Below are 24,276 nucleotides of genomic sequence, written 5' to 3'. Positions count from 1 at the left end.
TGGGAAGGGGCCGACCGGGTGGCTCCCCCTCAGCCTCGGCTGCGTGCCGCCCGCGCCACCGCGACGACCGCCTTCTCCAGGGCGTACTCCGGGTCGTCCCCGCCGCCCTTCACCCCCGCGTCCGCCTGGGCCACGGCCCGCAGCGCCGTCGCGACGCCGTCCGCCGACCAGCCGCGCATCTGCTGCCGCACCCGGTCGATCTTCCAGGGCGGCATCCCGAGGTCACGGGCGAGGTCGCCGGGGCGGGCGCCGCGCGGGGCGGAGGCGAGCTTCCCGATGGCGCGGACGGCCTGGGCGAGGGCACTGGTGATCAGCACGGGGGCGACGCCCGTGGACATCGACCAGCGCAGCGCCTCCAGCGCCTCGGCGGCCCGGCCCTCCACGGCCCGGTCGGCGACGGTGAAGCTGGAGGCCTCGGCGCGGCCCGTGTAGTAGCGGGCGACGACGGACTCGTCGATCGTGCCCTCGACGTCGGCGACGAGCTGGGTGCAGGCGCTGGCCAGCTCCCGCAGATCGCTGCCGATGGCGTCGACCAGGGCCTGGCAGGCCTCCGGGGTCGCGGAGCGGCCGGTCGCCCGGAACTCCGAGCGGACGAACGCCAGGCGGTCGGCCGGCTTGGTCATCTTCGGGCAGGCGACCTCCCGGGCCCCCGCCTTGCGGGCGGCGTCCAGCAGGCCCTTGCCCTTGGCACCGCCGGCGTGCAGCAGGACGAGAGTGATCTCCTCGGCGGGCGCGCCGAGATAGGCCTTGACGTCCTTGATCGTGTCGGCGGACAGGTCGTGGGCGTTGCGCACGATCACGACCTTGCGCTCCGCGAAGAGCGACGGGCTGGTCAGCTCGGCGAGCGTGCCGGGCTGGAGCGCGTCGGAGCTGAGGTCGCGCACATCGGTGTCGGCGTCGGCGGCGCGGGCGGCCTTGACCACCTCCCGCACCGCGCGGTCGAGCAGGAGATCCTCCTGTCCCACGGCGAGCGTGACGGGGGCGAGTAGGTCGTCGTTTGCAGTCTTCCTGGCCATCGCGTCCAGCATCCCACGCCCCGCTGACACTCCCGCCGCGCGTCCGTGCGCGCGTATCGCACAATGATCGGGTGAGCAGCGCTTCCCCTTACCCCGCTTCCTCCCCGTCCCCGGCCTTCGACGCCGCCGACGCCGTACGGCACCTGCTGGTGCTCCCCGACCGCGACGCCGCCGACGAGGTGGCCGAGGAGGCCGGGCAGCGCTTCCCGCTGGAGGAGACACCCCAGATCGTGCGCGAGGCCCTCGCCGGTGAGGACGACGCCGAGGACGCGCAGTGGCTGGTGGTCGTCGAGGACCCGCGCGGCACCCTGGACCCGGAGGCGCTGCGCGAGCTGGCCGAGGAGTACGAGGGCTGGCTGGAGTCGGAGTGAACCGGCGGGCGGGCGGTTGCCACGCCTGACCGGAGCAGGCTGCCGGGGCCGGTGAGCCGGGCGCAGGGCCCCGGGCCCACCGCGGCCCTGCGCGCCCCGCACCGGTCCGGCCCCTGCCCCTGCCCCTGCCCCGGTCGGGCCCGGCTTCGGCACCGCCCGACCGGAGGTCACAGGGCCGGGTCGTCAGGCCGCCGCGCCGCCCTGCGCCCGTACCTCCGGTTCGCCGCCCAGCTCGATGCCGAAGTGCGTCCGGTACGCGGGCAGGACCTCCTCGCCGTTCAGCCGCCGCTCCTGACGGCCCGTCGCGTCGGTGGTCACGAACGTCCGGCCGCTGAGGGTGACGCGGCCGGACGGTGTGAGGCGGGAACAGATCAGGGACTGGGTGAAGAAGGACTTCGGTGACGTGCTGTTCCACCAGCAGCCGCTCACGAAGTCGGACAGCTCCCTCGGGCGCTGCTCCAGCCGGTACTGCACCTTGCCGTCGCGGAACACCTCCAGGTCGCCGTCCGCCGTCTCGGCGATCCGGAAGACGCCGCCGGGGTCGGCCTGGTCACCCCGCTCGTCGAAGCGGAGCGGGTGGTGGCTGTTCTGGCCGAAGCCGACGTCCACCAGCCAGGGCTCCGGCGTGTCGACCCGCAGCGCCAGATGGTCGAACGGCACCCCGAACTCACCCGTCGGCCCCATCACCCGCCCGGCGAGCAGCGTCACCCGGAAGCCGAGGGCGGTCAGCAGCGTGGCGAAGGCGCCGTTGAGTTCGTAGCAGAAGCCGCCCCGCCCGCGCTCGACGATCTTCCGGACGAGGGCCTCGCCGTCCAGCACGATCTCCTCTCCGAGGTGGATGGACAGGTTCTCGAACGGCACGGCGCGCAGATGACGGAGCTGGAGCTCGCGCAGGGCGGCCTCGTCGGGCGCGGCCGGGCGGTCGGCGTCGATACGGCGCAGATAGGCAGCAACATCGATCTTGGTGTTGGTCATGGATCAGTTATCCCTCTCTCCGGTGGCCGGGGCACAGCGACTGAGGCCGGGATCACGGACGGTCCGGGAAGGCCGTGCCGTCCCCGGTCACGGCGACGGCCCCGTCGGTGTCGGTGCGCAGGACGGCCGCGCCCCCGGACCTGAGCGCGTCGACCGTGCGCGGCGACGGGTGCCCGTACGGATTTCCGGCACCGACCGGAACAACAGCCAGCCGCGGCCGGAGCTTCCGTATCAGGTCGGGATCCTGGTGGGAGGAGCCGTGGTGGGCGACCTTGAGCACGTCCACCGGGGGCAGTGCGGGGTGAGCCTCCAGCAGGGCGCGCTGCGCGGGCGGTTCGAGGTCGCCGGGGAGCAGGAGGGTGAGGCCGGCGGTGCGGACGAGGAGGGTCAGGCTGGCGTCGTTGGGCCCGTCCTCGGCCACGGAGGGGGTTCCCACCGGCGGGGGCCACAGCACCTCCCAGGACAGCTCGCCGAGGCTCCGCCGCTCCCCCGGCACGGATTCCACGACCGGGATACCGGCCCGCTCCGCCAGACGGCGTACGAACGCGGCCTGGCCCGGCGGCCGGGCGTACGGCGTCGCCTCGATGGCCCCGACGGCACGGCCCCGGAGGACGCCGGGCAGTCCGTCGACGTGGTCCGCGTGGTAGTGACTGAGGATCAGGAGCGGTACGCGGTCGACGCCCAGGGCGCGCAGGCACCCGTCGACGGCGCGCGGGTCGGGGCCGGTGTCCACGACCACGGCGGCGCCGTCGCCCGCGGCCAGTGCCAGCGCGTCGCCCTGGCCCACCGCGCACACGGCGAGCCTCCAGCCGGGCGGCGGCCAGCCGGTGACCGCCCTCGTCAGCGGCGCCGGGCGGACGAGCGCGACCAGCAGGAGCAGGGCGCAGGCGGCGCACACCCATGGGCGGCGGAGGATCCTCCGGGCGGCGAGCCCGGCCGCGGCGAGCGTCGCGGCCAGGAGGAGGGCGCCCGGTGTGCCGCCCGGCCATTCCAGCTCGGCCCCGGGCAGGCCGGCTCCGGTGCGGGCCACGGCCGCCGTCCAGGACGTGGGCCAGCCGGCGAGCCAGGCGAGGGCCTCCGCGACGGGCGGGGCGAGCGGGGCGGCGGCGAGCGCGGCGAAGCCGAGCACGGTGGCGGGGGCCACGGCCGCCTCGGCGAGGAGGTTGCACGGCACGGCCACCAGGCTCACCCGCGCCGCGATCACGACGATCACGGGGGCGCACACGGCCTGCGCGGCCGCCGCGGCGGCGAGCCCCTCCGCGAGCCTGGGCGGGACCCCGCGGCGGCGCAGGGCCGCGCTCCAGCGGGGAGCGAGGGTCAGCAGGGCGCCGGTGGCCAGGACGGACAGCAGGAAGCCGTAGGAGCGCGCGAGCCAGGGGTCGTAGAGCACGAGCAGGAGGACGGCCGCCGCGAGCGCCGGGAGCAGGCTGCGGCGCCGGCCGGTGCCGAGGGCCAGCAGCGTGACGAGCCCGCACGCGGCGGCCCGCAGCACGCTCGGCTCCGGGCGGCACACGACCACGAACCCCAGCGCGAGCCCCGCGCCCAGCAGTGCCGTCAGCCGCAGCGGGATGCCCAGCCGGGCGGCCAGGCCGCGGCGCTCGGCACGCCCCGCGAGGTGGGGCGGGCCGATCAGCACGGCGATGAGGATCGCGAGGTTGCTGCCGGACACGGCCAGCAGGTGCGTCAGATCCGTGGCCCGGAAGGCGTCTTCGAGGTCCGGCGGGACACGGGAGGTGTCGCCGACGACCAGTCCGGGGAGGAGCGCCCGCGCGTCCGGGTCCAGACCGTCCGTGGCCGCCCGCAGTCCCGCGCGGAGCCGGCCGGCGGCGCGCTGGAGCGTGGTGGGCCGCTCGACGATCCGGGGCGGTCCCTGGCCCGCGGCCCGTACGACGGCGGCGGCGCGGTCGCCCTCGCGGGAGGGCGGGGCGAGCCTTCCCTCCACCCGGACCCGGGTGGAGGGAGCAGCCCCAGCCAGGACGGATCCGCGATCACCAGGACGGGGGTGCGGACGCGGGCCGCGCCCCGTGAGGTGACCACGCGGGTGGCCTCCGCCTCGACCAGGGCGGCGGGCGCGGCGCGCGCCGCGCCTCGGACGTGGGGGCGGGCGGCCCGGGGGTCGGCGGTCACCGTGAGGTCGACGGTGGCCTCCCCGTACTGCCGCGCCAGCTCGGGGAGGGGGCCGCGACGGGTGTCGGCGGCCCGCAGCGTGCCGGCCACCGCCCCGGCCACGGCACACAGCAGCACGGCGGCCAGCGCGACGGCCGCACCGGCCCGACCGGACCCGGCCGGCGACGCCCCTTCCACCGGCCGCCTGCTCCACCACGCCCGGAGGACCAGCCCGCAGGCCCCGACCACGGCCACCGCCGCCAGGGTGAGGACGATCCGCTCACCCGCCGTCAGCGCCCAGGCGGCGGCCGCCCACGCCGCGGCGGCGGGCACCGCCAGCCGAAGATCGACCGGCGGCACCCCGGCCGGGGCCGCTACGCGCCCTTCGTCCTCGTCGACCACCCCGGCGCGGGCACCCACCGGCTCCTCCGCCGCCGACCGCGGATCGACCCCCTGCCCGCCCTCCCCCGCAGCTGCCCGCCCCTCCTCCTCACCGGCGGCCCCGGCACCGGGACCCACCGGATCCACGCCCGCCACCGGCGGGAAACCGCGTTGTCGCCCACCTTCCCCCACGGCCGCTCGCCCCTCGCCGACCACCCCGGCGCGAGGACCCGTAGCCCAACCCTTAGCCCCCGCGTCCGCCGCCGGCCGCGAATCGAGCACCTGCCTTCCCTCCGCCGGAGCCGTCCGCCCCTCGCCCGCGCCGACCACCCCCGCACCGGAACCCACCGGCCCCGCACCCGCCACCGACCGAGCGCCCAGCGCCTGCCCGGCCCCACCGGCCGGCCCGGTGAGGGAGCGTGCCCGCCTCCACCGGGCGGCGAGCACCTCGGCCTCCTCTCCCCCGCGCGCCGGGCGACGCGCCTCACCCCCGTCCGGACCCGCAGCCCCGGCCGCCCCGCCGGACGCCACCCGCACCCGGCGGACGCGCCCTGTCCCACCGGACCGGGACGGCCGTGGCGCGCCCCCAGGCCGCCGCGAGGTTCCTCCGACCGGCCGTCTCACGGTCGTACCAAGGGGCGGAGGTCGGTGAGGCGGCGGGTGCCGATGCCGTTGACGTGACGGAGGTCGTCGACCGAGCGGAAGCCGCCGTGCTGGGCGCGGTAGTCGAGGATGTGCCGGGCGAGGACCGGGCCGACGCCCGGGAGGGCGTCCAACTGCTCGGCCGTGGCGGTGTTGAGGCTGATCGGCCCGGCGGGAGGCGTACCCGGTGCGCCGGGTGGGGCCGGGCCGCCCGGTGGTGGGGAACGGGCGGGGAGGCGCCCACCACGATCTGTTCGCCGTCGGTGAGGACCCGCGCCCGGTTGAGACCCGTCGTGTCCGTCCCCGGCCGGGCTCCCCCGGCCGCCTCCAGCGCGTCCGCGACCCGCGACCCCGTGGGCAGGCGCTGGAGCCCCGGCCGCAGCACCTTGCCCGCCACGTCCACGACCAGGCCCGCGCTCCGGGACGGCCCGTCCGTACGAGCCGCCGTCGGCGCGCCCGTCGGATCCGCGGAAGCCGCCCCCGCCGCCGGCACCGCCGGCAGCCGCCGGTCCGGCGGGCGTACGGGCTCGGGGCGGCCCGCCCAGAAGTGGTGGACGGCGAACGCGCACGCCGCGACCAGCACGACCGTCAGTGCGGCCAGCGTCCGCGGTTCGATGCCGCACCGCAGCCGCACCCACAGCGGCAGCCGCTCCCCCAGCGCCGACCGCCAACCGGCCCTGCCCCGGCCCGGATCGGGGCCGTACGCGTCGCCGCCCGGCGGGCTCGGGCCGTCGCGCACGGGCGCGGGCACCCCCGGGAACAGCGTCGCCGCGCGTTCACGCGGCGAGCCGCCGGAGAGGGCGGGCACAGGCGCCGGTCCGTCGAAGTGATCAGTCGCGAGGCGATCGGTCATGACGACGACCGTAGGCGCGTTCCCGCATCCCCGCTCAAGCGCCCCGAAAACCGTGGAAAACCCGGGAGTTGGGGATAACCACGCCACCCGAACGGGGCCTACCGCGGTGCGATCACCACGCCCAGCAGCCCCGGCCCCGTGTGCGCCCCGATGACCGCCCCCACCTCGCTGACGTGCAGCTCCACCAGCCCCGGCACCCGCTCCCGAAGCCGCTCCGCGAGGAGCGCCGCCCGCTCGGGCGCCGCCAGGTGGTGGACGGCGATGTCGACGGGCGCGGCGGCGGCCCGTTCGACCGCGATCTCCTCCAGGCGAGCGATGGCCTTGGACGCCGTGCGGACCTTCTCGCGCAGCTCGATGCGGCCGCCGTCGAGCTGGAGCAGCGGCTTGACGGCGAGCGCCGAGCCCAGGAGCGCCTGCGCCGCGCCGATGCGGCCGCCGCGCCGCAGGTAGTCGAGCGTGTCGACGTAGAAGAACGCCGCGGTGCCCTGCGCCCGCTTCTCGGCGGCGGCGACGGCCTCGTCGAGCGTGCCGCCCGCCTCCACCGTCTCCGCGGCGGCCAGCGCGCAGAACCCCAGGGCCATGGCGACCATCCCGGTGTCCACGACGCGCACCGGCACGGGGGCCTCGCGCGCCGCGAGGACCGCCGCGTCGTACGTGCCGGAGAACTCGGAGGAGAGGTGCAGGGAGACGATGCCCTCGGCGCCCGCCTCGGCCGCCGCGCGGTACGTGGCCGCGAAGACCTCGGGGGCGGGCCGCGACGTGGTCACCGGCCTGCGCTTCTGGAGGGCCTGCGCGACGCACCGGGCGGAGATCTCGGTGCCCTCCTCCAGCGCCTCGTCGCCCAGGACGACCGTCAGCGGCACGGCGGTGATGCCGTGTCTCCGCATCGCCTGCTGCGGCAGATAGGCCGTGGAATCGGTGACGACAGCGACGTGGCGGGACATGTTCCGGAGGTTACCCGCCGGGGCGCTCCGACGGCAGTACGGGCCCCGTACGCGTGATCATCCGGCCGGACGGCCGGACAGCGGGCGGTGCCGTCAGGTAGTGCTCTCGGGGCGGCGGGCCTTCTGCCAGGAGTAGCCGGGCTGCCACGCCTCGGCGCCGCCGGTGATCGCGGGACGCTCGCCGGCCGCCTGCTCGGCCGCGGGCCCGGTCTCCGGACGGGCGGCGCGGTCGGCGCCCCGGTCGGCGGCGGGGCCCGCGGCCGGACCGGAAGAGGCGGACTCCGGCCGGCCGGCCGCCGGGGCCGTGCCCTCCGGCTCCTCCACCGTCCAGTGCCGCAGCGCCCCCGCCTCCATCCGGATCTGGCCGCTCAGCGCCTCCAGGTCGTCCTCGGCGAAGCGCCGGGCGCGGTCCTGGGCCGCCCACCGCAGGGAATCGGCCGACTCCCGGACGCGCTCCGTGCGCTCGCGCAGCTCGGGCAGGCAGGCGGCGATCCGCTCCCGGTCCGGCTCGGCCTCCAGGCGCCGCAGCTCCTCGTCGAGCTCGTGGCCGTGGGCGCTGAGCCGCTCGAAGAGCTGGAGCGCCTCGGAGAGCGAGGCGTCCTCGGGGGCGGCCAGGCGCAGCGCCTCCTGGGTGGCGCGCATCGACGTGCGGAGCGAGAGGCGCAGCTGGGCGACCTCACCGGCCGCGCCGGGCTGGACGTACTGTCTCGCCTTCAGGCGGGTGTCCTCGACGGTCCGGCGGGCCTGCGTGACGGTCCGGTCGACCCCGCGCTTGACCGCGCGCACGGTCTTGACCGTGGCGATCACGCCGAGTGCCACGAGGACCGCGAAGATCAGCGCGACGATCACGGCCACGGCTTCCATGAACGCTCCTCAGCGATTCGGCGGGGTTCGGCGGGATGCGGCGGGTTCGCCCGGGCCGACGGGGGTCGTGCGTACCTCTCCACCGTAAACGGAAAGGGCAGGCCGGGGGTTCCAGCGGAACCCCCAACCTGCCCGTAGGGACAAACCCTCACCCCGTGGGGCGCGGCCGTCCCACGCCTCCGTCAGGCGGGACCGGCGCGGCCCTCACCCGGGCCGCAGGCCGTCACGCGGGGACGATGTTCACCAGCTTCGGCGCCCGGACGATCACCTTGCGGATGCCCGCGCCGCCCAGCGCCGCGACGACCGCCGGGTCGGCCAGGGCGGCCTTCTCCAGCTCCTCGTCGGAGATGGACGGCGGCACCTCCAGACGCGCCTTGACCTTGCCCTTGATCTGGACGACGCAGGTCACGGCCTCGTCGACCAGGTAGGCGGGGTCGGCGACGGGGAACTCCTGGTGGACGACCGAGCCGGTGCGGCCCAGCTTGCGCCACAGCTCCTCGGCGATGTGCGGGGCCAGCGGCGCGACGAGCAGGACCATGCGCTCGGCGACGGACCGGGGGACCTCGCTCAGCTTGGTCACGAAGTTGTTCAGCTCGGTGACCTTGGCGATGGCGGTGTTGAAGCGCAGGTTCGCCATGTCCTGGGCGACGCCGTCCACGGCCTTGTGCAGGGCGCGCAGGGTGGCGTCGTCGGGCTCGGCGTCGACGACCGTGACCTCGCCGGTGGCCTCGTCGACCACGTTGCGCCACAGGCGCTGGAGCAGGCGGTACTGGCCGACGACGGCGCGGGTGTCCCAGGGGCGGGAGACGTCCAGCGGGCCCATGGCCATCTCGTACAGGCGCAGGGTGTCCGCGCCGTACTCGGCGCAGATCTCGTCCGGCGTGACGGCGTTCTTCAGGGACTTGCCCATCTTGCCGAGCAGCCGGCTGACCTTCTCGCCCTGGTAGTAGAAGGCGCCGTCGCGCTCCTCCACCTCGGTGGCGGGCACCGGGATGCCGCGGGCGTCGCGGTAGACGTACGCCTGGATCATGCCCTGGTTGTAGAGCTTGTGGAACGGCTCGGCCGAGGAGACGTGCCCCAGGTCGAAGAGGACCTTGGACCAGAAGCGGGCGTACAGCAGGTGCAGGACGGCGTGCTCGGCACCGCCGACGTACAGGTCGACGCCGCCGTGCGGCCGGCCCTCGCCCGGGCCCATCCAGTACTGCTCGGCGTCGGCGGCGACCAGGCGCTCGCTGTTGTGCGGGTCCAGGTAGCGCAGCTCGTACCAGCAGGAGCCGGCCCAGTTGGGCATGGTGTTGGTCTCGCGGCGGTAGCGCTTGACGCCGTCGCCCAGGTCCAGCTCCACGTTGACCCAGTCCTCGTTGCGGGACAGGGGGGTCTCGGGGGAGGTGTCGGCGTCGTCCGGGTCGAAGGTGCGCGGCGAGTAGTCCTCGACCTCGGGCAGCTCCAGCGGCAGCATCGACTCGGGCAGCGGGTGGGCGACGCCGGCCTCGTCGTAGACGATCGGGAAGGGCTCGCCCCAGTAGCGCTGGCGGCTGAACAGCCAGTCGCGCAGGCGGAAGTTGACGGTCGCCTCGCCGATGCCCTGCTCGGTCAGCCACGCGGCCATCCGGTCCTTCGCCTCGGGCACGGCCAGGCCGTCCAGGGAGACGTCCGGGCCGGCCGAGTCGATGATCTCGGCGTCGTAGGAGTCGAAGGACTCGGTCCAGGTGGCCGGGTCGGTGCCGCGGTCGTCGGCCGGCCGGACGACGCAGCGCATCGGCAGGTCGAAGGCGCGGGCGAAGGCGAAGTCGCGGCTGTCGTGCGCCGGGACGGCCATGATCGCGCCGGTGCCGTAGCCCATCAGGACGTAGTCGGCGGTGAAGACGGGCAGCCGGGCGCCGCTGACCGGGTTGATCGCGTACGCGCCGGTGAAGACGCCGGTCTTCTCCTTGGCGTCGGCCTGCCGCTCGACGTCGGACTTGGCGGCGGCCTCCTTACGGTAGGCCGCGACGGCGTCGGCCGGGGTGGCGTGGCCGCCGGTCCAGTCCTCGTGCGTGCCCTCGGGCCACGCGGCCGGGACGATCCCGCCGTTCTCCCCGTCGGAGACGACCAGCTGGTGCTCCGGGGCGACGACCAGGTAGGTGGCGCCGAAGAGGGTGTCCTGGCGGGTGGTGAAGACGGTGACCTTGGCGTCCGGGTGGCCCTCGACGGGGAAGTCGACGCGGGCGCCGACGCTGCGGCCGATCCAGTTGCGCTGCTGGAGCTTGATGGCCTCGGGCCAGTCCAGGGCGTCCAGGTCGTCCAGCAGGCGGTCCGCGTAGGCGGTGATCCGCATGTTCCACTGGCGCAGCTTGGACTTGAAGACGGGGAAGTTGCCGCGCTCGGAGCGGCCGTCGGCGGTGACCTCCTCGTTGGCCAGGACGGTGCCCAGGCCGGGGCACCAGTTGACCGGCGCGTCGGAGGCGTAGGCCAGGCGGTACCGGCCCAGGACCTCGGAGCGCTCGGCGGCGCTCAGCTCGCTCCAGGGGCGCTCGCCGTCGACGGCGCGCTCACCGCTCTCGAACTGAGCCACCAGCTCGGCGATCGGCCGGGCCTTCCCGGCGTCCTCGTCGTACCAGGAGTTGAAGATCTGGAGGAAGATCCACTGGGTCCACTTGTAGTACTCCGGGTCGATCGTCTCGAACGACCGGCGCTTGTCGTGGCCCAGGCCCAGCCGCCGCAGCTGTGCCTTCATGTTCTCGATGTTGGCCTCGGTGGAGACCCGCGGGTGGGTGCCGGTCTGCACGGCGTACTGCTCGGCGGGCAGGCCGAAGGCGTCGAAGCCGAGGGTGTGCAGGACGTTGTGGCCCGTCATGCGGTGGTAGCGGGCGTAGACGTCCGTGGCGATGTAGCCGAGCGGGTGGCCGACGTGCAGGCCCGCGCCCGAGGGGTACGGGAACATGTCCATGATGAACTTCTTGGGCCGGGCGACGACCGCCGGGTCGCCCGCCAGGTCACCGCTGGGGTTGGGCGCCTCGTAGGTGCCGTCGGCGTCCCAGAAGTCCTGCCAGCGTGCCTCGATGTCAGCGGCCAGCGCGGCCGTGTAGCGGTGCGGGGCAGCCACCTCGGCGGCGGTGTTGGTCTCGCTCATCGTCCTCAAAGCTCCATCGATCGTCGTCTCTACCTGCGGGCATCCGCGGAAATGAAAAAGCCCCTCGCACAGGAGGGGACGCCGCGCCGATGCCGACCGGATCTCACCGGCCGGTACTGATCAGCGCGGCCCGCTAAGCAGAAGGCGTACGGCACGCATGGGGTCAGGTTACCGCAGGGGCCGAAGGGCCCGCACGGAGGTGAGGGGCACGGGCCCCGCGGGCCTTGGCCGGAAGGCACCCGCCGCCCCGGCCGGCGCACGGCCCCTCGGGCCACCGGAGCCGCTTCCGGCCCTCCCCCGCCGGTGCGGCGCTGTCGCCGGACGCGGCCGGTGACGCCCTCCGAGGGCACCCGGACAGGCCCCCGGCGGGGCGGACACGCCTCACGTCATCCTTACGGACAGCCGTTCACTCCAGGGGCACACGTTCGCCCGGGGCGGGACCGGGGACGGACCGGCGGAATCCGGATCAACGTCCGTGAAACCCGGGCGCGTTGGCGCGCCGACGGCCGGTGGAGTTGTCCGAGTGGCGGAAGTTCCGCAGAACGAACCGACGTTAGCAGCGCGAGCGCCCACCGCACCGGGCTTGCGGGAAGCGGACCCGGCGCCCCCGCGCGCTGCCTAGCGTGCGGGGGCATGAACCGCTTCCTCGACCACACCGGTGGAGTCCTCACCCTGGTCTCGCTCACCGCCACCGTCGCCTGGGGGCTCCTCGCCACCGACCGGCTGCTCCTCACCCCCCGTGCCCGGCTGCTCGCCCAGGCCGTCCACCGGGCGACGGCGGCCGGCGCGCTCGGCTTCCTGCTCACGCACATCGGCGTCAAGGTCGCGGAGAACCACGCCCCGCCCGGCGCCCTGCTGCCCTTCTCGGCCGGCCTGCGAGGGCAGGGCGGGCTGATCGGCCTGGGCGCGCTCGCGGCCTGCCTGATGGTGCTCGCCGGGGCGACCGGCGCCCTGCGGCGCGTCTTCGCGGGGAAGAGGCGGACCGCCCACCTCTGGCGCGCCCTGCACGCCTGCGCCTACCCGGCCTGGTGCGCCGCCCTCCTGCACGGCCTCAAGGCCGGACGGACGCCGTCCCCCTGGGTGACGGCCTGCTACGCGCTGTGCCTCGCGGCGGTGGCCTGCGCCTTGGTCCTCCGGCTGCTGCGCGCCCGCCGCACCGTCCCGGAGGGGCCCCGCCCCTCCGGGACGCCCAGGACGGCCGGGACGGCACCCTCCGGCGTCCCTGCCCCGGGCGCCCGTACGCCCCGCCACGGGCTCCCCCGCGCCCGGTCCGGTCCCCCACGCCCGGCCGCGCCCGCGCACGCCGCGCACGGTGCCACGGGCCGCGCGCGGTGAACGCCCCCCTTCCCGGGCTGCCGCCCGTCCTCGCCCTCGGGCAGCCGCGCCTGACGGCCGGCTTCGACCTGGCCGCCCGCCTGGACCGCCGGTCCCACCTCGCCGTGCACGGCCCGCCGGCCCAGCTCACCGAGACGGAGCTCACCACCCTCGCGGAAACGGTCACCCTGCGCGGCAGGGGCGGCGCGGGCTTCCCCCTCGCCCGGAAGCTACGGGCGGTGGGCCTCGCCGCACGGCGCCGCGGCATCCGCCCGGCCGTGGTCGTCAACGGCTGCGAGGGCGAACCGGCCTGCCGTAAGGACGCCGTGCTGCTCGCCCGCGCCCCGCACCTGGTGCTCGACGGCGCCCTGCTGGCCGCCGAGGCCCTCGACGCGGCCACCCTGGTCGTCGGGGTGACCCGGCGGACGGCCGAGGAGTCCGTCCTGGAGGCCCTGGCGGAGCGCGGCCTCACGGACCGGCGCGGCCGCACCCTGCGCGCGCGGGTGGTGCGGCTGCCCGAGCGGCTGGTCTCCGGCGAGTCCTCCGCGCTGCTGCGGGCCGCCGACGGCGGACCGCCGCTGCCGCCCGGCAGACACGCCCACGCCTCCGAGGAGGGCCTCGGCGGCGCCCCGACGCTGCTGTCCAACACGGAGACCTTCGCCCAACTCGCGCTCGCCGCCCACCTCGGCGCCGACCACTACGCCTCCTCGGGCACCGCGGCCGAACCCGGCACCCTGCTGCTGACCGTCTCCGGCGCGGTGCCGGACCCCAGGGTCGTCGAGGCGCCCAGCGGAGTGCCCCTCGCGCACGTCCTGCGGTCCTGCGGCGCCGGACCGGACCTCCAGGCCGTGCTGACCGGCGGCTACCACGGCGCCTGGCTGGACGCGCCGACCGCGTACGCGGCGGCCGTCTCCCGGGAGGGCCTCGCCTCCTGCGGCGGCTCCCTCGGCGCGGGCGCCCTGCTGCCACTGCCCGCCGGCACCTGCCCGCTGGGCGAGGCGGTCCGGGTGGCGCACTGGCTGGCCGCCGAGTCCGCCGGGCAGTGCGGGCCCTGCCGCCTCGGCCTGCCGTCGGTGGCCGGGGCCCTGGCCGACGTGGTCTCCGGGGGCGGCCGGAGCGCCCTGGAGACCGTGCGCCAGGCGGCCGGCGCCGTCCGGGGGCGCGGCGCCTGCGCCCACCCGGACGGCGCGGCCCGCTTCACCCTTACCGCGCTGTCGGCGTTCACCGACGACCTGGCCGCGCACGTGCTGGGCGGCGGCTGCGGGCGGCCCACCCTCGGGGCGCTGCCGCTGCCCCTCGCCGCCGGTGCCACCGAGGGGAGCCCGGAGAGCGGCGAGCGGCTGGCGGTGGACTGGACGCTGTGCGAGGGGCACGGGCTGTGCGCGGGACTGCTGCCCGAGCTCGTACGCCTCGGGCCGGACGGCTACCCGGCGCTCGCGGAGGCGGGCGTGCCGACGCACCTGCGCGGCCGGGCCCTGCGAGCCGTCCGCCGCTGTCCGGCACTCGCCCTCCGCCTCGACCGCGAGCTCGGCCGGGAGGCCGGCCAGGGGAACTGACCGCGCGCACCCGGACAAGACGAAGAGAGGGCCGCCCGTTTCCGGACGACCCTCTCATTCACTGTGGAGCTAAGGAGAATTGAACTCCTGACCTCCTGCATGCCATGCAGGCGCTCTACCAACTGAGCTATAGCCCCTTGTTTTGTTTTCCGCCCGGTTTCCCTGGCGACACGGATTACATTACACGGAGGTCCCCCCCATCTGCCAAATCGCTTCCCGGCCGGCGTCCGGGACGGGCCGGGGAGCGGGTCGTAGCGACCCCTCCCCCGGCCCGCGGCCGCCGTAAGGAGCACGGCCGGAGGAGCGCTCAGGGCCCGTCGTGATGACCGCCGTGGTGGCCGCCCGGCTCCCCGTGGTGGAACTTCAGCACCTCGCCCGGCATCACCACGAAGGGCCGCATCATCCCCATGTCCTCGTGCTCCAGCAGATGGCAGTGGTACATGAAGCGGCCCTTGGCGCCCTGGAAGCGGCCGATGACGTTGACCATCTGCCCGGCGGGCACCTGGACCACGTCCTTCCATCCGGCGTCGCCCGCGGACACCGGCACCCGCCCGCCGAACTCCAGCGGCGCGCGCGTGCCGCCCAGGGCGGTGTCGAAGGGGCTGCCCGCCCCGGCCGGGTACACATCGCGGCTGAGCACCTGAAAGTCGATCAGGTGAATGTGCATCGGGTGGGTGGGCCCGCCCAGGTTGAGGAAACTCCACTGCTCCCACGCGCCGTGGGTGACCATGAAGCCGAGCGCGTCGTCGAAGGTGCGGGCGATCCTGCGGTACGTCCGCACCGTGCCGTCCGCGCCCTTGACCTGGATCACCCCCTCGCCGGGCACCGGCACCTCGCCCGGCTTCACCGGCCGCATCTCCCAGAGCCCCGGGTGGGCGTCCCCCGCGGTACCGGGCGGCGTCAGGACGACCAGGCGGTGGCCGTGGCCGGGCGCCGTGTCGTGGGTGATGCGCCGGAACGAGCTGGAGATGACCTGCGGCAGCACGAAGGGGTCGCGCACCGGCCGGGAGTCCACCCGGAACTGCATCACCCGCGGGTGCGCCACCCCGGGCGCGACGTTGTCCAGCCGGATCCGGCGCCCCCGCAGCCGGCCGAAGTCGACCAGCACGTCCATGCGCTCGGCGGGCGCCACGGGCAGCGGCCCGTCCAGCGGCACCGGGCGCGGCAGCAGCCCACCGTCCGTGCCGATCTGCCAGGCCGCGCCGGTGACGGGCTCGCCGGTCTCGTCGTCGACCAGCCGGAGCCGGAAGACGCGGGCGTTGGCGCCGTTGAGCAGCCGGAAGCGGTACCACCGGGCGGAGACGTCCAGATACGGCCAGATGACGCCGTTGACGAGGGTGTACGGGCCGGTGAACGCGGCGGTGACGTTCTTGCCGTGGGCGTCCTTGCCGACGACGACGGTCTTGTGGAGCAGCCGACCGGTCAGCCGGCCGTCCTCGTCCTGGTCGAGGTTGCGGTCCTGGAGGATCAGCGGTACCTCGTGCTCGCCGTGCGGCAGCCGCAGCGCGTCCTCCTCCTCGTCGCGGACGAGGTACATGCCGGCGAGGCCCGCGAAGACGTTCCAGCGGGTGATGTCCATGGCGTGGTCGTGGTACCACCAGGCCACCGCACGGTGGTCGTTGGGGTATTCGGAGAGCTGGCTGTCGCCGGGCGAGACGGCGTTCTCGGACCAGCCGTCGTTGCCGCCGCCGGTGGGCGCGCCGTGCAGGTGGGTCACCGTCCAGGGCGGCAGGGCGGCCACGTCGGCGAGCGGCGGGGCGGCGCCCCGGCCGGGCACGTCACCGGGCGGCGGGGCGCCCGGCACGGGCGTGGCCTCCACGGCGGTCACCGGGTGGGTTCCGGTGAGGCGGTTGTTCCAGGAGATCCTCAGCCGCCGGTTGCGGCGGATCTCGATCGTCGGCCCCGGGAAGTGGCCGTCGTAGGCCCATACGCGGGTGGGCGGCAGCTGTGAGTGCAGCCTGACCCAGGTGGCCGTCAGATCGATGTCGATGCCGGCGAGGGCCTCCGTGCGGCCCGGCCGCAGCACCGGCGGTACGCGCAGGGCGTCGAGAAAGGGTGTGAGTCCGGCCGACGCCTCGCCGTCGCGGACAGGGCTGATCGCTGTCTCGGTCACCAGGTGACCTCCATCGCTTCCCCCGTGCCACCGGCCGTTGCCGGCGGCAGCTTCACCCCTCAGGACGCGCCCGCGCTCGGGGGCGGTTGCCCCGGCGGCGGCCGTCGGGCGGGAAACACGCGGAAGTCAGGAGGGGGTCAAGCGGTGGCGAAGGAGTAGAAGCGCTTCAACGCGCAGTGTTCGTCGAGGAGGCGGCCGTAGATGGGCTCGCCCTCCAGCTCGCGGTAGGTCTCGATCGGGTCGCCTTTTATGATCAGCGCCCGCGCGCACTCCACGCACCAGTACTGGTAAGCGGAGTTGAGCGGTTCCATGTCGCGCACGATCGGCGTCCCGCTGCCGCACCAGTCGCACTTCCGGCTGTGTGCACCCATGGATCAGCCTGTTCCCTCCCCTTCGGACCCGTCCGCTCCCGGCCGTCCGATTCTGCCACGGGACCGCGTCCGAACAGCAACAATCCCGCCTCCCTGTGAGTGGGAGACGGGATTGTCCGGGTTGTGGAGCTAAGGAGAATTGAACTCCTGACCTCCTGCATGCCATGCAGGCGCTCTACCAACTGAGCTATAGCCCCGCTGTTCTCGGTTCCCCCGGAGGTTTCCCTCCGCGTTCCCCGCGAACAAGAAGAACTTTAGCCTGTGACCTGCCCAGATGTGAAATCGGGCCGATCGGGGCCGCCGGTGGGCCGCCGTCAGGCCGTCGGCGGGCCGTCAGTCGTCGTCACCCAGGACGGGTTCGGGCAGCGTTCCGGCGTTGTGCTCCAGCAGCCGCCAGCCGCGGGCGCCCTCGCCCAGCACCGACCAGCAGCAGTTGGTGAGGCCGCCGAGCGCCTCCCAGGAGGCCGACTCCAGGCCGAGCAGCCGGCCGATGGTGGTGCGGATGGTGCCGCCGTGGCTGACGACGACGAGGATGCCGCCGTCGGGCAGCTTGTCGGCCTGGGCCAGGACGACCGGGGCGGCCCGGTCGGCGACCTCGGTCTCCAGCTCGCCGCCACCGCGCCGCACGGGCTCGCCGCGCTTCCACGCCGCGTACTCCGCGCCGTGCCGCTCGATGATCTCGTCGTGCGTGAGGCCCTGCCACACGCCCGCGTAGGTCTCCCGCAGCGCCGCGTCGCTCTCCACCGGCAGGCCGGTGAGGGCCGCCAGCTCGGCGGCCGTGGTCCTGGCCCGGCTGAGGTCGGAGGAGACGATCGCGTCCGGCCGCAGCGCCGCCAGCAGCCGGGCGGCCCGGCGTGCCTGCGCGACGCCGGTGGGGGTCAGCTCGATGTCCGTGGAGCCCTGGAAACGGCGCTCCAGGTTCCATGAGGTCTGGCCGTGCCGCCAGAGGACGATGCGCCGCCCCCTGCCGGCCACGGCGCCCGTACCGGTGCCGCGCTCGCCGCCGCTCAGCTCAGCTCACCGTCCAGGTCGGCGGCCTGCGCCTCGGCGTGCTCGGCGGCCTTGCCGCGGGTGGCGACGGCGTCGGCGGGCAGCTCGATCTCGGGGCAGTCCTTCCACAGCCGCTCCAGGGCGTAGAAGACGCGCTCCTCGCTGTGCTGGACGTGGACGACGATGTCGACGTAGTCGAGCAGCACCCAGCGGGCGTCGCGGTCGCCCTCACGGCGCACCGGCTTGGCGCCGAGCTCCTTGTTGAGGACCTCCTCGATCTCGTCGACGATCGACTTGACCTGGCGGTCGTTGGGGGCCGAGGCGAGCAGGAAGGCGTCGGTGATCGACAGCACGTCACTGACGTCGTAGGCGATGATGTCGTGCGCGAGCTTGTCCGCAGCCGCCTGGGCGGCGGCCTTGATGAGCTCGATGGAGCGGTCCGTGGCGGTCACAAGCCATGCTTTCGCTAAAAAGGGTCAGTACCCGTCAAGGGTCTCACGAGCCGCCGACACCCTTCCTGGGCATTTCGGCCCGCGTCTCCCGCGCCCCTTACGGATCACACCCCCGCGCCCCGGCCCGGTGCCGGGCGGCACCCGGCCCCGGTCAGCTCTTGTAGTCCTTGCCCAGGACCACGGTGACGTCCGCGTTGGACGCCCCCTTCGCCTGCTTCACCGCCGACGCGGGCAGCCCCAGCGTCTTGGCGACCTCCTTGGCCTCGGCCGCCCGCTGGTCGTCGGCGTAGGTGACCGAGGACACCGCCCCGGCCGGGCCCGCCGTGCCGCCGTCGACAGCGGTGTAGCCGCCGTTGACGAGCGTGACGAGGGCGGAACCGGTGGCTCCCTTGTTCCCTGTGGCGTTCTTCACGCTGACCCGGGGCGCGGCGTTCTTGTCGGTGTTCTTCACCGTGCCGCCCAGGACGTCCTTCACGACGCCCTCGGTCGCCTTGTCGCCGAGCGTCCCGTCGGGCTGCACGGGCAGCAGGGCGGTGTCGTACGAGCCCTTCCTGGCCAGCGCGGCGAGCTGGGCCAGCGAGGCGCCGAGCTGTTCCACGGAGAGCGAGGGGTCGGGGATCTGGGCGAGCGACTCCACGGTCCGGGTGGTCGCGCCGGTGTCGGCGGAGAGCTTCTTCAGCACCGCCTGCATGACCTGCCCGAAGCGCGCCAGCTGCTTGTCCGGCGCCTCCCCGGGCGCCCGGTAGGTGGCGTAGGCGACGGCCATCTGCCCGCTGAGGTCCTGGCCGGCGCCCTTACGGACGACGGGGCTCTCCCCGGCCTTGGCGCCGGCCACGTCGGTGTCGGTGTCCACGGCGATCCCGCCGACGAGCTCGACGAGGTTCTCCAGGTAGGGGGTGTCCAGCCGCCAGCTGCCCTTGATGTCGGCGCCGAGCAGGGTGTTCAGGGCGTCCCGGGTCGCGCCGGTGCCGTCGTCCTGCACGGACTTGCCGAGCGTGGTGGAGCCGCCGCCCTCCCTGGCGACGGCCAGGGAGTTGGGCAGCAGGATCGTGGTGCCCTTACGGGTGGTCTCGTTGTCGACCAGCAGGGCCGTGGAGCTGCCGCCGCCCTGGGTCTGCCGCAGATGGACGACGATCACGTCGCGCTTCTGCGCGCCGCCGGCGGCCACCGGGCCCTTCTCGTCGCCGGAACCGGCGAACCACAGATAGCCGGCCACTCCGGCGACCGCCAGGACGGCGACCACGACGAGGGCGACGACGCGGTTGCGGCCCTTGCGCTTGCGCTCGTCGCGCCGCTCGGTGCGGCTCTCGCTGAACTTGAGCCAGTCGATGACGTCCTCGGAGTCCTCGTCCGGCTCCTCGATGAAGGAGAACTGCTCGGTGCGGTACTCCGGGGCGGGAACGGGACGCGGCTCCGGCCCGGGGCCCGTCGCGTGGCCCGCCTCCGGGCCCGGGCCGGGGTGGGCCTCCTCCGGAGCGGGCGGGCCGGCCTGGCGCGGGATCCACTCCTGCCGGGTCCGCGGCCCGCCCTGGTCCGGGCCGCCGTGGCTCTCCGGCCGCGGATCGGCGTACGGGGCGGCGTAGCCGTCGTGGTGACCGCCGTAGGCGTGGCCCTGCGCCTCGACAGGCTGCTGCGCGGGCTGCTGGAGCGACTGCTGGACCGGCTGACCGTAAGGGTCGTACACGCGCTCCGGGGCGTCCGGCCGGTACACCGGCTGACCGTAGGCGTCGTAGCCGTACAGCTGCGGCTGCTGTCCGTACGGGTCCTGCGCGTACGGATCCTGTCGGTCGTTCACCAGTGCGCCCCTCAGTGCCCTGTCAGTCGCGGTAGAGCTTGCGCTTGTCGATGTAGCGCACCACGCCGTCCGGCACCAGGTACCAGACCGGGTCGCCCTTCGCCACACGGGCACGGCAGTCGGAGGAGGAGATGGCGAGCGCCGGTACCTCGACGAGCGAGACGCCGCCCTCGGGCAGCCCCGGATTGGCCAGTATGTGGCCGGGCCGGGTCACGCCGATGAAGTGGGCCAGCGAGAAGAGCTCCTCGGTGTCCCGCCAGGTGAGGATCTGGGCCAGCGCGTCGGCGCCGGTGATGAAGAACAGGTCCGCGTCGTCGTTGAGGGCGCGCAGGTCGCGGAGCGTGTCCGTGGTGTACGTCGGCCCGCCGCGGTCGATGTCGATGCGGCTGACCGAGAACTGTGGGTTGGACGCGGTGGCGATCACCGTCATCAGATAGCGGTCCTCGGCCGGCGACACCACCTTGTGGCTCTTCTGCCACGGCTGTCCCGTCGGTACGAAGACCACCTCGTCCAGGTGGAACTGCGCGGCCACCTCGCTCGCGGCGACCAGGTGGCCGTGGTGGACCGGGTCGAATGTCCCGCCCATCACGCCGAGCCGCCGCTTCACGGGCCCTGTCTGCTCTCCCATGCGTGCAGACCCTACTGGGCGTGGCGGAGCACCGGACCCGCAGGGACCGGGTGAGCTCAGCGGTCGCGGTTGAAGCGGGTGGTGATCCAGACCAGGAGCAGCAGGATGACCAGGGCGGCACCGCCGGTCATGTACGGGCTGATGCTCGGGTGGTTGTCCACGTGCTCACCCTCGGAGGCGAGGCTGACCAGGGCGGTGTGGGCTGAGGCGAAGCCAGAGGAGGCAGTCATCGTCGGCAGGACCTATCCGGGACGGTATCGGGCGGAGATTTCTGCCACATCGTATGCGGGGGCCGCCCACAACATCACCCCGACTCCACCTGTCGGGGCTCCGCGCCCCCTCGCGGGGCCCTCCGGGTGCCCGCTCAGTCCTTCTTGCCGTATCCGCGCAGCAGGAACCAGGCGAGGAAGACGACGCCGACGACGCCGACCACCAGGACCGTGCGGAGCACCGCGCCGGGCCCCTGGTCCCCCTTGTCGACGGCGAGGAACTCGGTGAACGCGGGGTGCGTGGTGAAAGCGTTGATGTCGGGCATGTCTCCACGGTAGCCATAGCCGTGGCAGCGCTTACTGTGGGGTCGGCGACCCGGGGGACGGGCCATGACGCGGATACGACACGAACATGACGTGGTCATGACTTAAGCCGACAGACACCGATCGAGGGGGTCTTCATGAGCGACAGCACCGGCGGCAGCGCGGCGGGGAACGGTCCGGACGAGGGGCGGGAGCGGGTGCCCGGCCGGCAGCGGAAGCGCTTCCCGGACATCTCCTCCCGCGCCTACGAGCACCCGGCGGACCGCTCCGCCCTGGTGGCCCTGCGCAAGCTGAGCGGCTTCGACACCGTCTTCAAGGCGCTGAGCGGGCTGCTGCCCGAGCGCAGCCTGCGGCTGCTGTACCTCTCGGACTCGGTGCGGGTGGGCGAGGAGCAGTTCCCCCATCTGCACACGATGCTGCTGGACGCCTGTTACATCCTGGACCTGCCGAAGGTCCCGCCGATGTACGTCACCCAGGACCCGCAGCCCAACGCCATGTGCATCGGCCTGGACGAGCCGATCATCGTGGTGACCACGGGCCTCGTCGAGCTGCTGGACGAGGAGGAGATGCGGGCGGTCGTGGGCCACGAGGTGGGCCACGCCCTGTCGGGCCACTCGGTCTACCGCACGATCCTGCTGTTCCTGACGAACTTCGCCCTGAAGGTGGCCTGGATCCCGCTGGGCAACCTCGCCGTGATGGCGATCGTCACGGCGCTCCGCGAGTGGTTCCGCAAGTCGGAGCTGTCGGCGGACCGGGCGGGGCTGCTGGTGGGCCAGGACCTCACGGCCTCGATGCGCGGCCTGATGAAGATCGCGGGCGGCAACCACCTGCACGAGATGAACGTGGACGCGTTCCTCGCCCAGGCGGAGGAGTACGAGGCCGGCGGCGACCTGCGCGACTCCGTACTGAAGATCATGAACGTGCTGCCGCGCTCGCACCCCTTCACGACCGTGCGGGCGGCGGAGCTCAGGAAGTGGGCCGGCAGCCGCGAGCACCAGCGGATCCTGGACGGGCACTACCCCCGGCGCTCGGAGGACAAGGACACGTCCGTCAGCGACTCGTTCCGGGAGTCCGCGAACCACTACGCGGAGTCGGTGCGCGCGAGCAAGGACCCGCTGCTGGGGCTGGTGCGGGATCTGGCGTCCGGGGCCGGTGGGCTGGGCGGGCGGCTGCGGGATTCTTTCAAGGGCGGGTCCACGCCGCCGAAGGGGCCTGACGGGCCCGGGGAGGGGTCCGGGCGGCCGTAGGGGCGACCGGGGGCTGCCGGGGGCCGGGGCGCGCGCTGAGGGCCCTGCGGGCGGCCTTTCCCAGCCCCGCCCCTTCCCGCTGCATCCGATGTGCGGCTCCGCCGTGTGGCGGGGGCGAGCCCCCGGGCCCCCTTTTCCGCGCTCCGCGCGGTGTCCTCGAGCGCCGGACGGACTGGATCCCGGCCCGTCACCGCCGTGGCGTCGGCTGCGCCCCGCCCGCCAGCGTGCCGCACAGGGCCGCCGTCACCTGGCCCGTCGCGTACGGGTCCGTGCCCGCCGGGCCGTCGCCCGTGGGGCGCTGGCCCGCCAGGAGGGGGCGCAGATAGACCTCGTCGTCCGCGGCGCAGGACTCCGGGCCCGCCTGGAGCTGGCTCTGGACGACGGTCAGGTGGTGGTCCTGGAGGCCCTCGCGGTCGAAGCGGAACTTCATCGCCCGGCGCACGGTGAACAGCGACGCCTCGTCCGTGGCCGCCTTGTGCTCGCTGCCCGCCTTCGCGGGGCGCAGGGCGTAGACGAAGGTGTGGTCGGAGGAGACCTCCAGGGTGGAGGAGCCCGTCTCGGTGACGGTGAAGACACCTTGTGTCCGTACGGGGGTGTCGACGAGGGCGACCTGCGCCGGGTCGAAGCGGATCAGCCAGGCGGTGGCCGCGTGCCGCCCGTCGTCGGCGGGGTGGTCGAAGCTGCGGTCGAACTGGTCGAGCTGCTGGGGATCCAGCAGCAGCCGCACGCTGCGCTGAGCGCCGCCGGTGAGCACGGCCGGGTCCAGGGCGGACTTCACGGTGTACTCCTTGGCGGCGGCGAGCGCGGCCATGATCTGGCTCTCGGAGAAGTGCTGGGTGCTGCGCGCCGCCGGAAGGGTGACGCCCTCCTGGCCGAGCCGGAACTGGGCGGCCGGGCTGTGGTCGAAGAGCTCGGTGGCCGGGCCGCCGGGCACGGGGTCGCGGGGCGCCAGCGGGATCAGGGTGGAGCGCATCGGCTCGGCCACGGGGGCGGCCGGGTCCTTGTAGGGGTGGCGCAGGCCCATGTAGACGGCCGTGCCGAAGGCGAGGGCGATCAGGATCACCAGGACGACGACCTGGCGCGAGGTGCTGACGCGCGTCCACACGTGGCGGTTACGGACAGCGAGGGCGTGGTCGCCCATGCGCTCCTGGGCCGAGTACTCCTGGAGGCGGGCAGCCCGGACAAACGATTCGTCGAAGACGACGGATCGGTACTCGTCCTCCCCGCCTCCAGGGGCGCCTTCCGGCGTCCCTTCAGGAGGGTCTCCAGGCCCGTCCATACCTCAAGAGTAGGTCCGCCGGGCCTTCGGTAAACGCGCTGGTACACGACAAGTTGTGAGGAAAAATCCGACTGGTGGATGCACACATGTCGTCACCGGCCGGAGGGGGCTAGCGGCGGGGCGCCGCGGAGGCCACGGGGGGCTCGGAATCGGCCGAGACGGAGGGCAGGGGACCGGGCCGCTCGGCCGCCGGGGCGTCCACCCCGGTCGTCGCGGGCGGGGGATCGGAGCTGGGCCGCCCGCCGGAGGAGGCGCTGCGGTACACGGCGGCGAAGGCCAGGGCCACCACGCCGATGCCCATCAGCACGGCGAGCACCCACGCCACCGGGCGGTGCCAGCGGGGATGGCCGCGGTAGGGGCGGCGGGCGGAGCCGTAGCGGCCGTACGGGCCGTAGGCGTCGTCGGGGTCGAGGTCGTGGGCCAGGGCGTACCAGCCGTCCGCGCGGGTCGCGGAGCGGCCGGCCGCCGGGCCGGTGGTGTCCTCGGGGAAGTCGTCGAGATCGAAGTCGTCGTCGGCGGTGCCGCCGCCCGCCCGGGCCCGGGAGGACTCCGCCTCCGCGCGGGCCTGGGCGGCGGCGAGCATCCGCTCGACCGCTGAGGGTTCGTGGACCGCGGCGGACCGCACGAACTCCTCGTCGAAGACCACGGAGGCGAACTCGTCGTCCCCGCTGCGGTTGCTGTCGGGCTCCTCGCCGTCCGGGAACGGCTGGCCCCCCACGTCGTCCGGCACCCGT

At 74.5% G+C, this 24,276-nt stretch carries 19 protein-coding genes, 2 tRNA genes and 2 pseudogenes; 4 read left to right on the top strand and 19 right to left on the bottom strand.

The features are described 5' to 3' along the window. Positions 1 to 29: 29 nt before the first annotated feature. The gene (holA, locus tag SMD11_RS22585) at positions 30 to 1,016 is read right to left on the bottom strand and encodes a DNA polymerase III subunit delta (protein WP_199843930.1); all 987 of its coding nucleotides are present in this window, start codon (positions 1,014 to 1,016) and stop codon (positions 30 to 32) included. A gap of 143 nt (positions 1,017 to 1,159) precedes the next feature. Here holA and SMD11_RS22580 point away from each other — a divergent pair, with 143 nt between their 5' ends. Then, positions 1,160 to 1,387 carry a hypothetical protein gene (locus tag SMD11_RS22580; protein WP_087930675.1) on the top strand — a complete coding sequence of 76 codons (228 nt, stop codon included), beginning with the start codon at positions 1,160 to 1,162 and terminating at the stop codon, positions 1,385 to 1,387. Between the two features lie 183 nt (positions 1,388 to 1,570). Here SMD11_RS22580 and SMD11_RS22575 read toward each other — a convergent pair whose 3' ends face one another. The 6 genes and pseudogenes from SMD11_RS22575 to SMD11_RS22550 all read right to left on the bottom strand — a co-directional run bounded on the left by SMD11_RS22575 (position 1,571) and on the right by SMD11_RS22550 (position 11,264). Next, on the bottom strand, positions 1,571 to 2,362 hold the full coding sequence (locus tag SMD11_RS22575) for an arylamine N-acetyltransferase family protein (RefSeq protein ID WP_087928165.1): 792 nt from the start codon (positions 2,360 to 2,362) through the stop codon (positions 1,571 to 1,573). A 52-nt stretch (positions 2,363 to 2,414) separates the two neighbouring features. Next, positions 2,415 to 4,828: pseudogene (locus tag SMD11_RS22570) on the bottom strand (ComEC/Rec2 family competence protein). Between the two features lie 641 nt (positions 4,829 to 5,469). Continuing rightward, positions 5,470 to 6,344: pseudogene (locus SMD11_RS22565) on the bottom strand (helix-hairpin-helix domain-containing protein). 98 nt (positions 6,345 to 6,442) lie between these two features. Next, positions 6,443 to 7,288 carry a DegV family protein gene (locus tag SMD11_RS22560; protein WP_087928164.1) on the bottom strand — a complete coding sequence of 282 codons (846 nt, stop codon included), beginning with the start codon at positions 7,286 to 7,288 and terminating at the stop codon, positions 6,443 to 6,445. A 93-nt stretch (positions 7,289 to 7,381) separates the two neighbouring features. After that, positions 7,382 to 8,152, bottom strand: a complete 771-nt coding sequence (locus SMD11_RS22555; protein WP_087928163.1) for a hypothetical protein — start codon at positions 8,150 to 8,152, stop codon at positions 7,382 to 7,384. A gap of 223 nt (positions 8,153 to 8,375) precedes the next feature. Then, on the bottom strand, positions 8,376 to 11,264 hold the full coding sequence (locus SMD11_RS22550; RefSeq protein WP_087928162.1) for a leucine--tRNA ligase: 2,889 nt from the start codon (positions 11,262 to 11,264) through the stop codon (positions 8,376 to 8,378). A 633-nt stretch (positions 11,265 to 11,897) separates the two neighbouring features. On the opposite strand from SMD11_RS22550, the gene SMD11_RS22545 reads away from it, so the two are divergent. After that, the gene (locus SMD11_RS22545; protein WP_087928161.1) at positions 11,898 to 12,599 is read left to right on the top strand and encodes a hypothetical protein; all 702 of its coding nucleotides are present in this window, start codon (positions 11,898 to 11,900) and stop codon (positions 12,597 to 12,599) included. Then, a complete protein-coding gene (locus tag SMD11_RS22540; protein WP_087928160.1) occupies positions 12,596 to 14,134 on the top strand; it encodes an NADH-quinone oxidoreductase subunit NuoF family protein in 1,539 nt (512 codons plus the stop codon). Before SMD11_RS22545 ends, SMD11_RS22540 begins: the two co-directional genes overlap by 4 nt. Before the next feature lie 64 nt (positions 14,135 to 14,198). Here SMD11_RS22540 and SMD11_RS22535 read toward each other — a convergent pair. The 10 genes from SMD11_RS22535 to SMD11_RS35520 form a co-directional block, all read right to left on the bottom strand. Then, positions 14,199 to 14,271, bottom strand: a tRNA-Ala gene (locus tag SMD11_RS22535). A gap of 170 nt (positions 14,272 to 14,441) precedes the next feature. After that, entirely contained in the window at positions 14,442 to 16,247 is a 1,806-nt protein-coding gene (gene phsA, locus SMD11_RS22530; protein ID WP_234366133.1) for an O-aminophenol oxidase PhsA, read from the bottom strand. A 137-nt stretch (positions 16,248 to 16,384) separates the two neighbouring features. Then, the gene (locus SMD11_RS22525; RefSeq protein ID WP_030366518.1) at positions 16,385 to 16,618 is read right to left on the bottom strand and encodes a hypothetical protein; all 234 of its coding nucleotides are present in this window, start codon (positions 16,616 to 16,618) and stop codon (positions 16,385 to 16,387) included. Positions 16,619 to 16,742: 124 nt separating this feature from the next. Continuing rightward, a tRNA-Ala gene (locus tag SMD11_RS22520) sits at positions 16,743 to 16,815 on the bottom strand. 136 nt (positions 16,816 to 16,951) lie between these two features. Continuing rightward, positions 16,952 to 17,593 (bottom strand): histidine phosphatase family protein, encoded by a 642-nt coding sequence (locus SMD11_RS22515; protein ID WP_087928158.1) that lies wholly within the window; start codon positions 17,591 to 17,593, stop codon positions 16,952 to 16,954. A 32-nt stretch (positions 17,594 to 17,625) separates the two neighbouring features. Further along, positions 17,626 to 18,060: a ribosome silencing factor gene (gene rsfS, locus SMD11_RS22510; RefSeq protein ID WP_087928157.1), complete on the bottom strand. Its 435-nt coding sequence runs from the start codon at positions 18,058 to 18,060 to the stop codon at positions 17,626 to 17,628. 151 nt (positions 18,061 to 18,211) lie between these two features. Further along, positions 18,212 to 19,855, bottom strand: coding sequence for an LCP family protein (locus SMD11_RS22505; protein WP_087928156.1), 1,644 nt, complete (start codon positions 19,853 to 19,855; stop codon positions 18,212 to 18,214). Between the two features lie 22 nt (positions 19,856 to 19,877). Then, entirely contained in the window at positions 19,878 to 20,483 is a 606-nt protein-coding gene (gene nadD, locus SMD11_RS22500) for a nicotinate-nucleotide adenylyltransferase (RefSeq protein ID WP_087928155.1), read from the bottom strand. Between the two features lie 56 nt (positions 20,484 to 20,539). Then, a complete protein-coding gene (locus tag SMD11_RS35950; RefSeq protein ID WP_087928154.1) occupies positions 20,540 to 20,713 on the bottom strand; it encodes a hypothetical protein in 174 nt (57 codons plus the stop codon). A 134-nt stretch (positions 20,714 to 20,847) separates the two neighbouring features. Further along, complete coding sequence (locus SMD11_RS35520) at positions 20,848 to 21,018, bottom strand: hypothetical protein (RefSeq protein ID WP_159395344.1); 171 nt, start codon at positions 21,016 to 21,018, stop codon at positions 20,848 to 20,850. 135 nt (positions 21,019 to 21,153) lie between these two features. Between SMD11_RS35520 and SMD11_RS22490 the strand changes: the two genes are divergently transcribed. Then, positions 21,154 to 22,263, top strand: coding sequence for a M48 family metallopeptidase (locus tag SMD11_RS22490; RefSeq protein WP_087928153.1), 1,110 nt, complete (start codon positions 21,154 to 21,156; stop codon positions 22,261 to 22,263). A 187-nt stretch (positions 22,264 to 22,450) separates the two neighbouring features. On the opposite strand, the gene SMD11_RS22485 is transcribed toward SMD11_RS22490, so the two are convergent. Both SMD11_RS22485 and SMD11_RS22480 read right to left on the bottom strand, forming a co-directional pair. After that, a complete protein-coding gene (locus tag SMD11_RS22485) occupies positions 22,451 to 23,542 on the bottom strand; it encodes a hypothetical protein (protein ID WP_087928152.1) in 1,092 nt (363 codons plus the stop codon). Positions 23,543 to 23,651: 109 nt separating this feature from the next. Beyond that, a complete protein-coding gene (locus tag SMD11_RS22480) occupies positions 23,652 to 24,272 on the bottom strand; it encodes a hypothetical protein (RefSeq protein WP_087928151.1) in 621 nt (206 codons plus the stop codon). Positions 24,273 to 24,276: the final 4 nt, after the last annotated feature.

Source organism: Streptomyces albireticuli (assembly GCF_002192455.1).
Classification (GTDB): Bacteria; Actinomycetota; Actinomycetes; order Streptomycetales; family Streptomycetaceae; genus Streptomyces; species Streptomyces albireticuli_B.
This window is presented reverse-complemented; position numbering and strand designations above follow the sequence as displayed.

Bases quoted from the DNA above. Each gene is read 5' to 3' on its own strand.
- holA (WP_199843930.1), bottom strand. From the start codon at position 1,016: ATGGCCAGGAAGACTGCAAACGACGACCTACTCGCCCCCGTCACGCTC.
- SMD11_RS22575 (WP_087928165.1), bottom strand. From the start codon at position 2,362: ATGACCAACACCAAGATCGATGTTGCTGCCTATCTGCGCCGTATCGAC.
- SMD11_RS22560 (WP_087928164.1), bottom strand. From the start codon at position 7,288: ATGTCCCGCCACGTCGCTGTCGTCACCGATTCCACGGCCTATCTGCCG.
- SMD11_RS22555 (WP_087928163.1), bottom strand. From the start codon at position 8,152: ATGGAAGCCGTGGCCGTGATCGTCGCGCTGATCTTCGCGGTCCTCGTG.
- SMD11_RS22550 (WP_087928162.1), bottom strand. From the start codon at position 11,264: ATGAGCGAGACCAACACCGCCGCCGAGGTGGCTGCCCCGCACCGCTAC.
- SMD11_RS22545 (WP_087928161.1), top strand. From the start codon at position 11,898: ATGAACCGCTTCCTCGACCACACCGGTGGAGTCCTCACCCTGGTCTCG.
- SMD11_RS22525 (WP_030366518.1), bottom strand. From the start codon at position 16,618: ATGGGTGCACACAGCCGGAAGTGCGACTGGTGCGGCAGCGGGACGCCG.
- nadD (WP_087928155.1), bottom strand. From the start codon at position 20,483: ATGGGAGAGCAGACAGGGCCCGTGAAGCGGCGGCTCGGCGTGATGGGC.
- SMD11_RS35950 (WP_087928154.1), bottom strand. From the start codon at position 20,713: ATGACTGCCTCCTCTGGCTTCGCCTCAGCCCACACCGCCCTGGTCAGC.
- SMD11_RS35520 (WP_159395344.1), bottom strand. From the start codon at position 21,018: ATGCCCGACATCAACGCTTTCACCACGCACCCCGCGTTCACCGAGTTC.
- SMD11_RS22490 (WP_087928153.1), top strand. From the start codon at position 21,154: ATGAGCGACAGCACCGGCGGCAGCGCGGCGGGGAACGGTCCGGACGAG.
- SMD11_RS22485 (WP_087928152.1), bottom strand. From the start codon at position 23,542: ATGGACGGGCCTGGAGACCCTCCTGAAGGGACGCCGGAAGGCGCCCCT.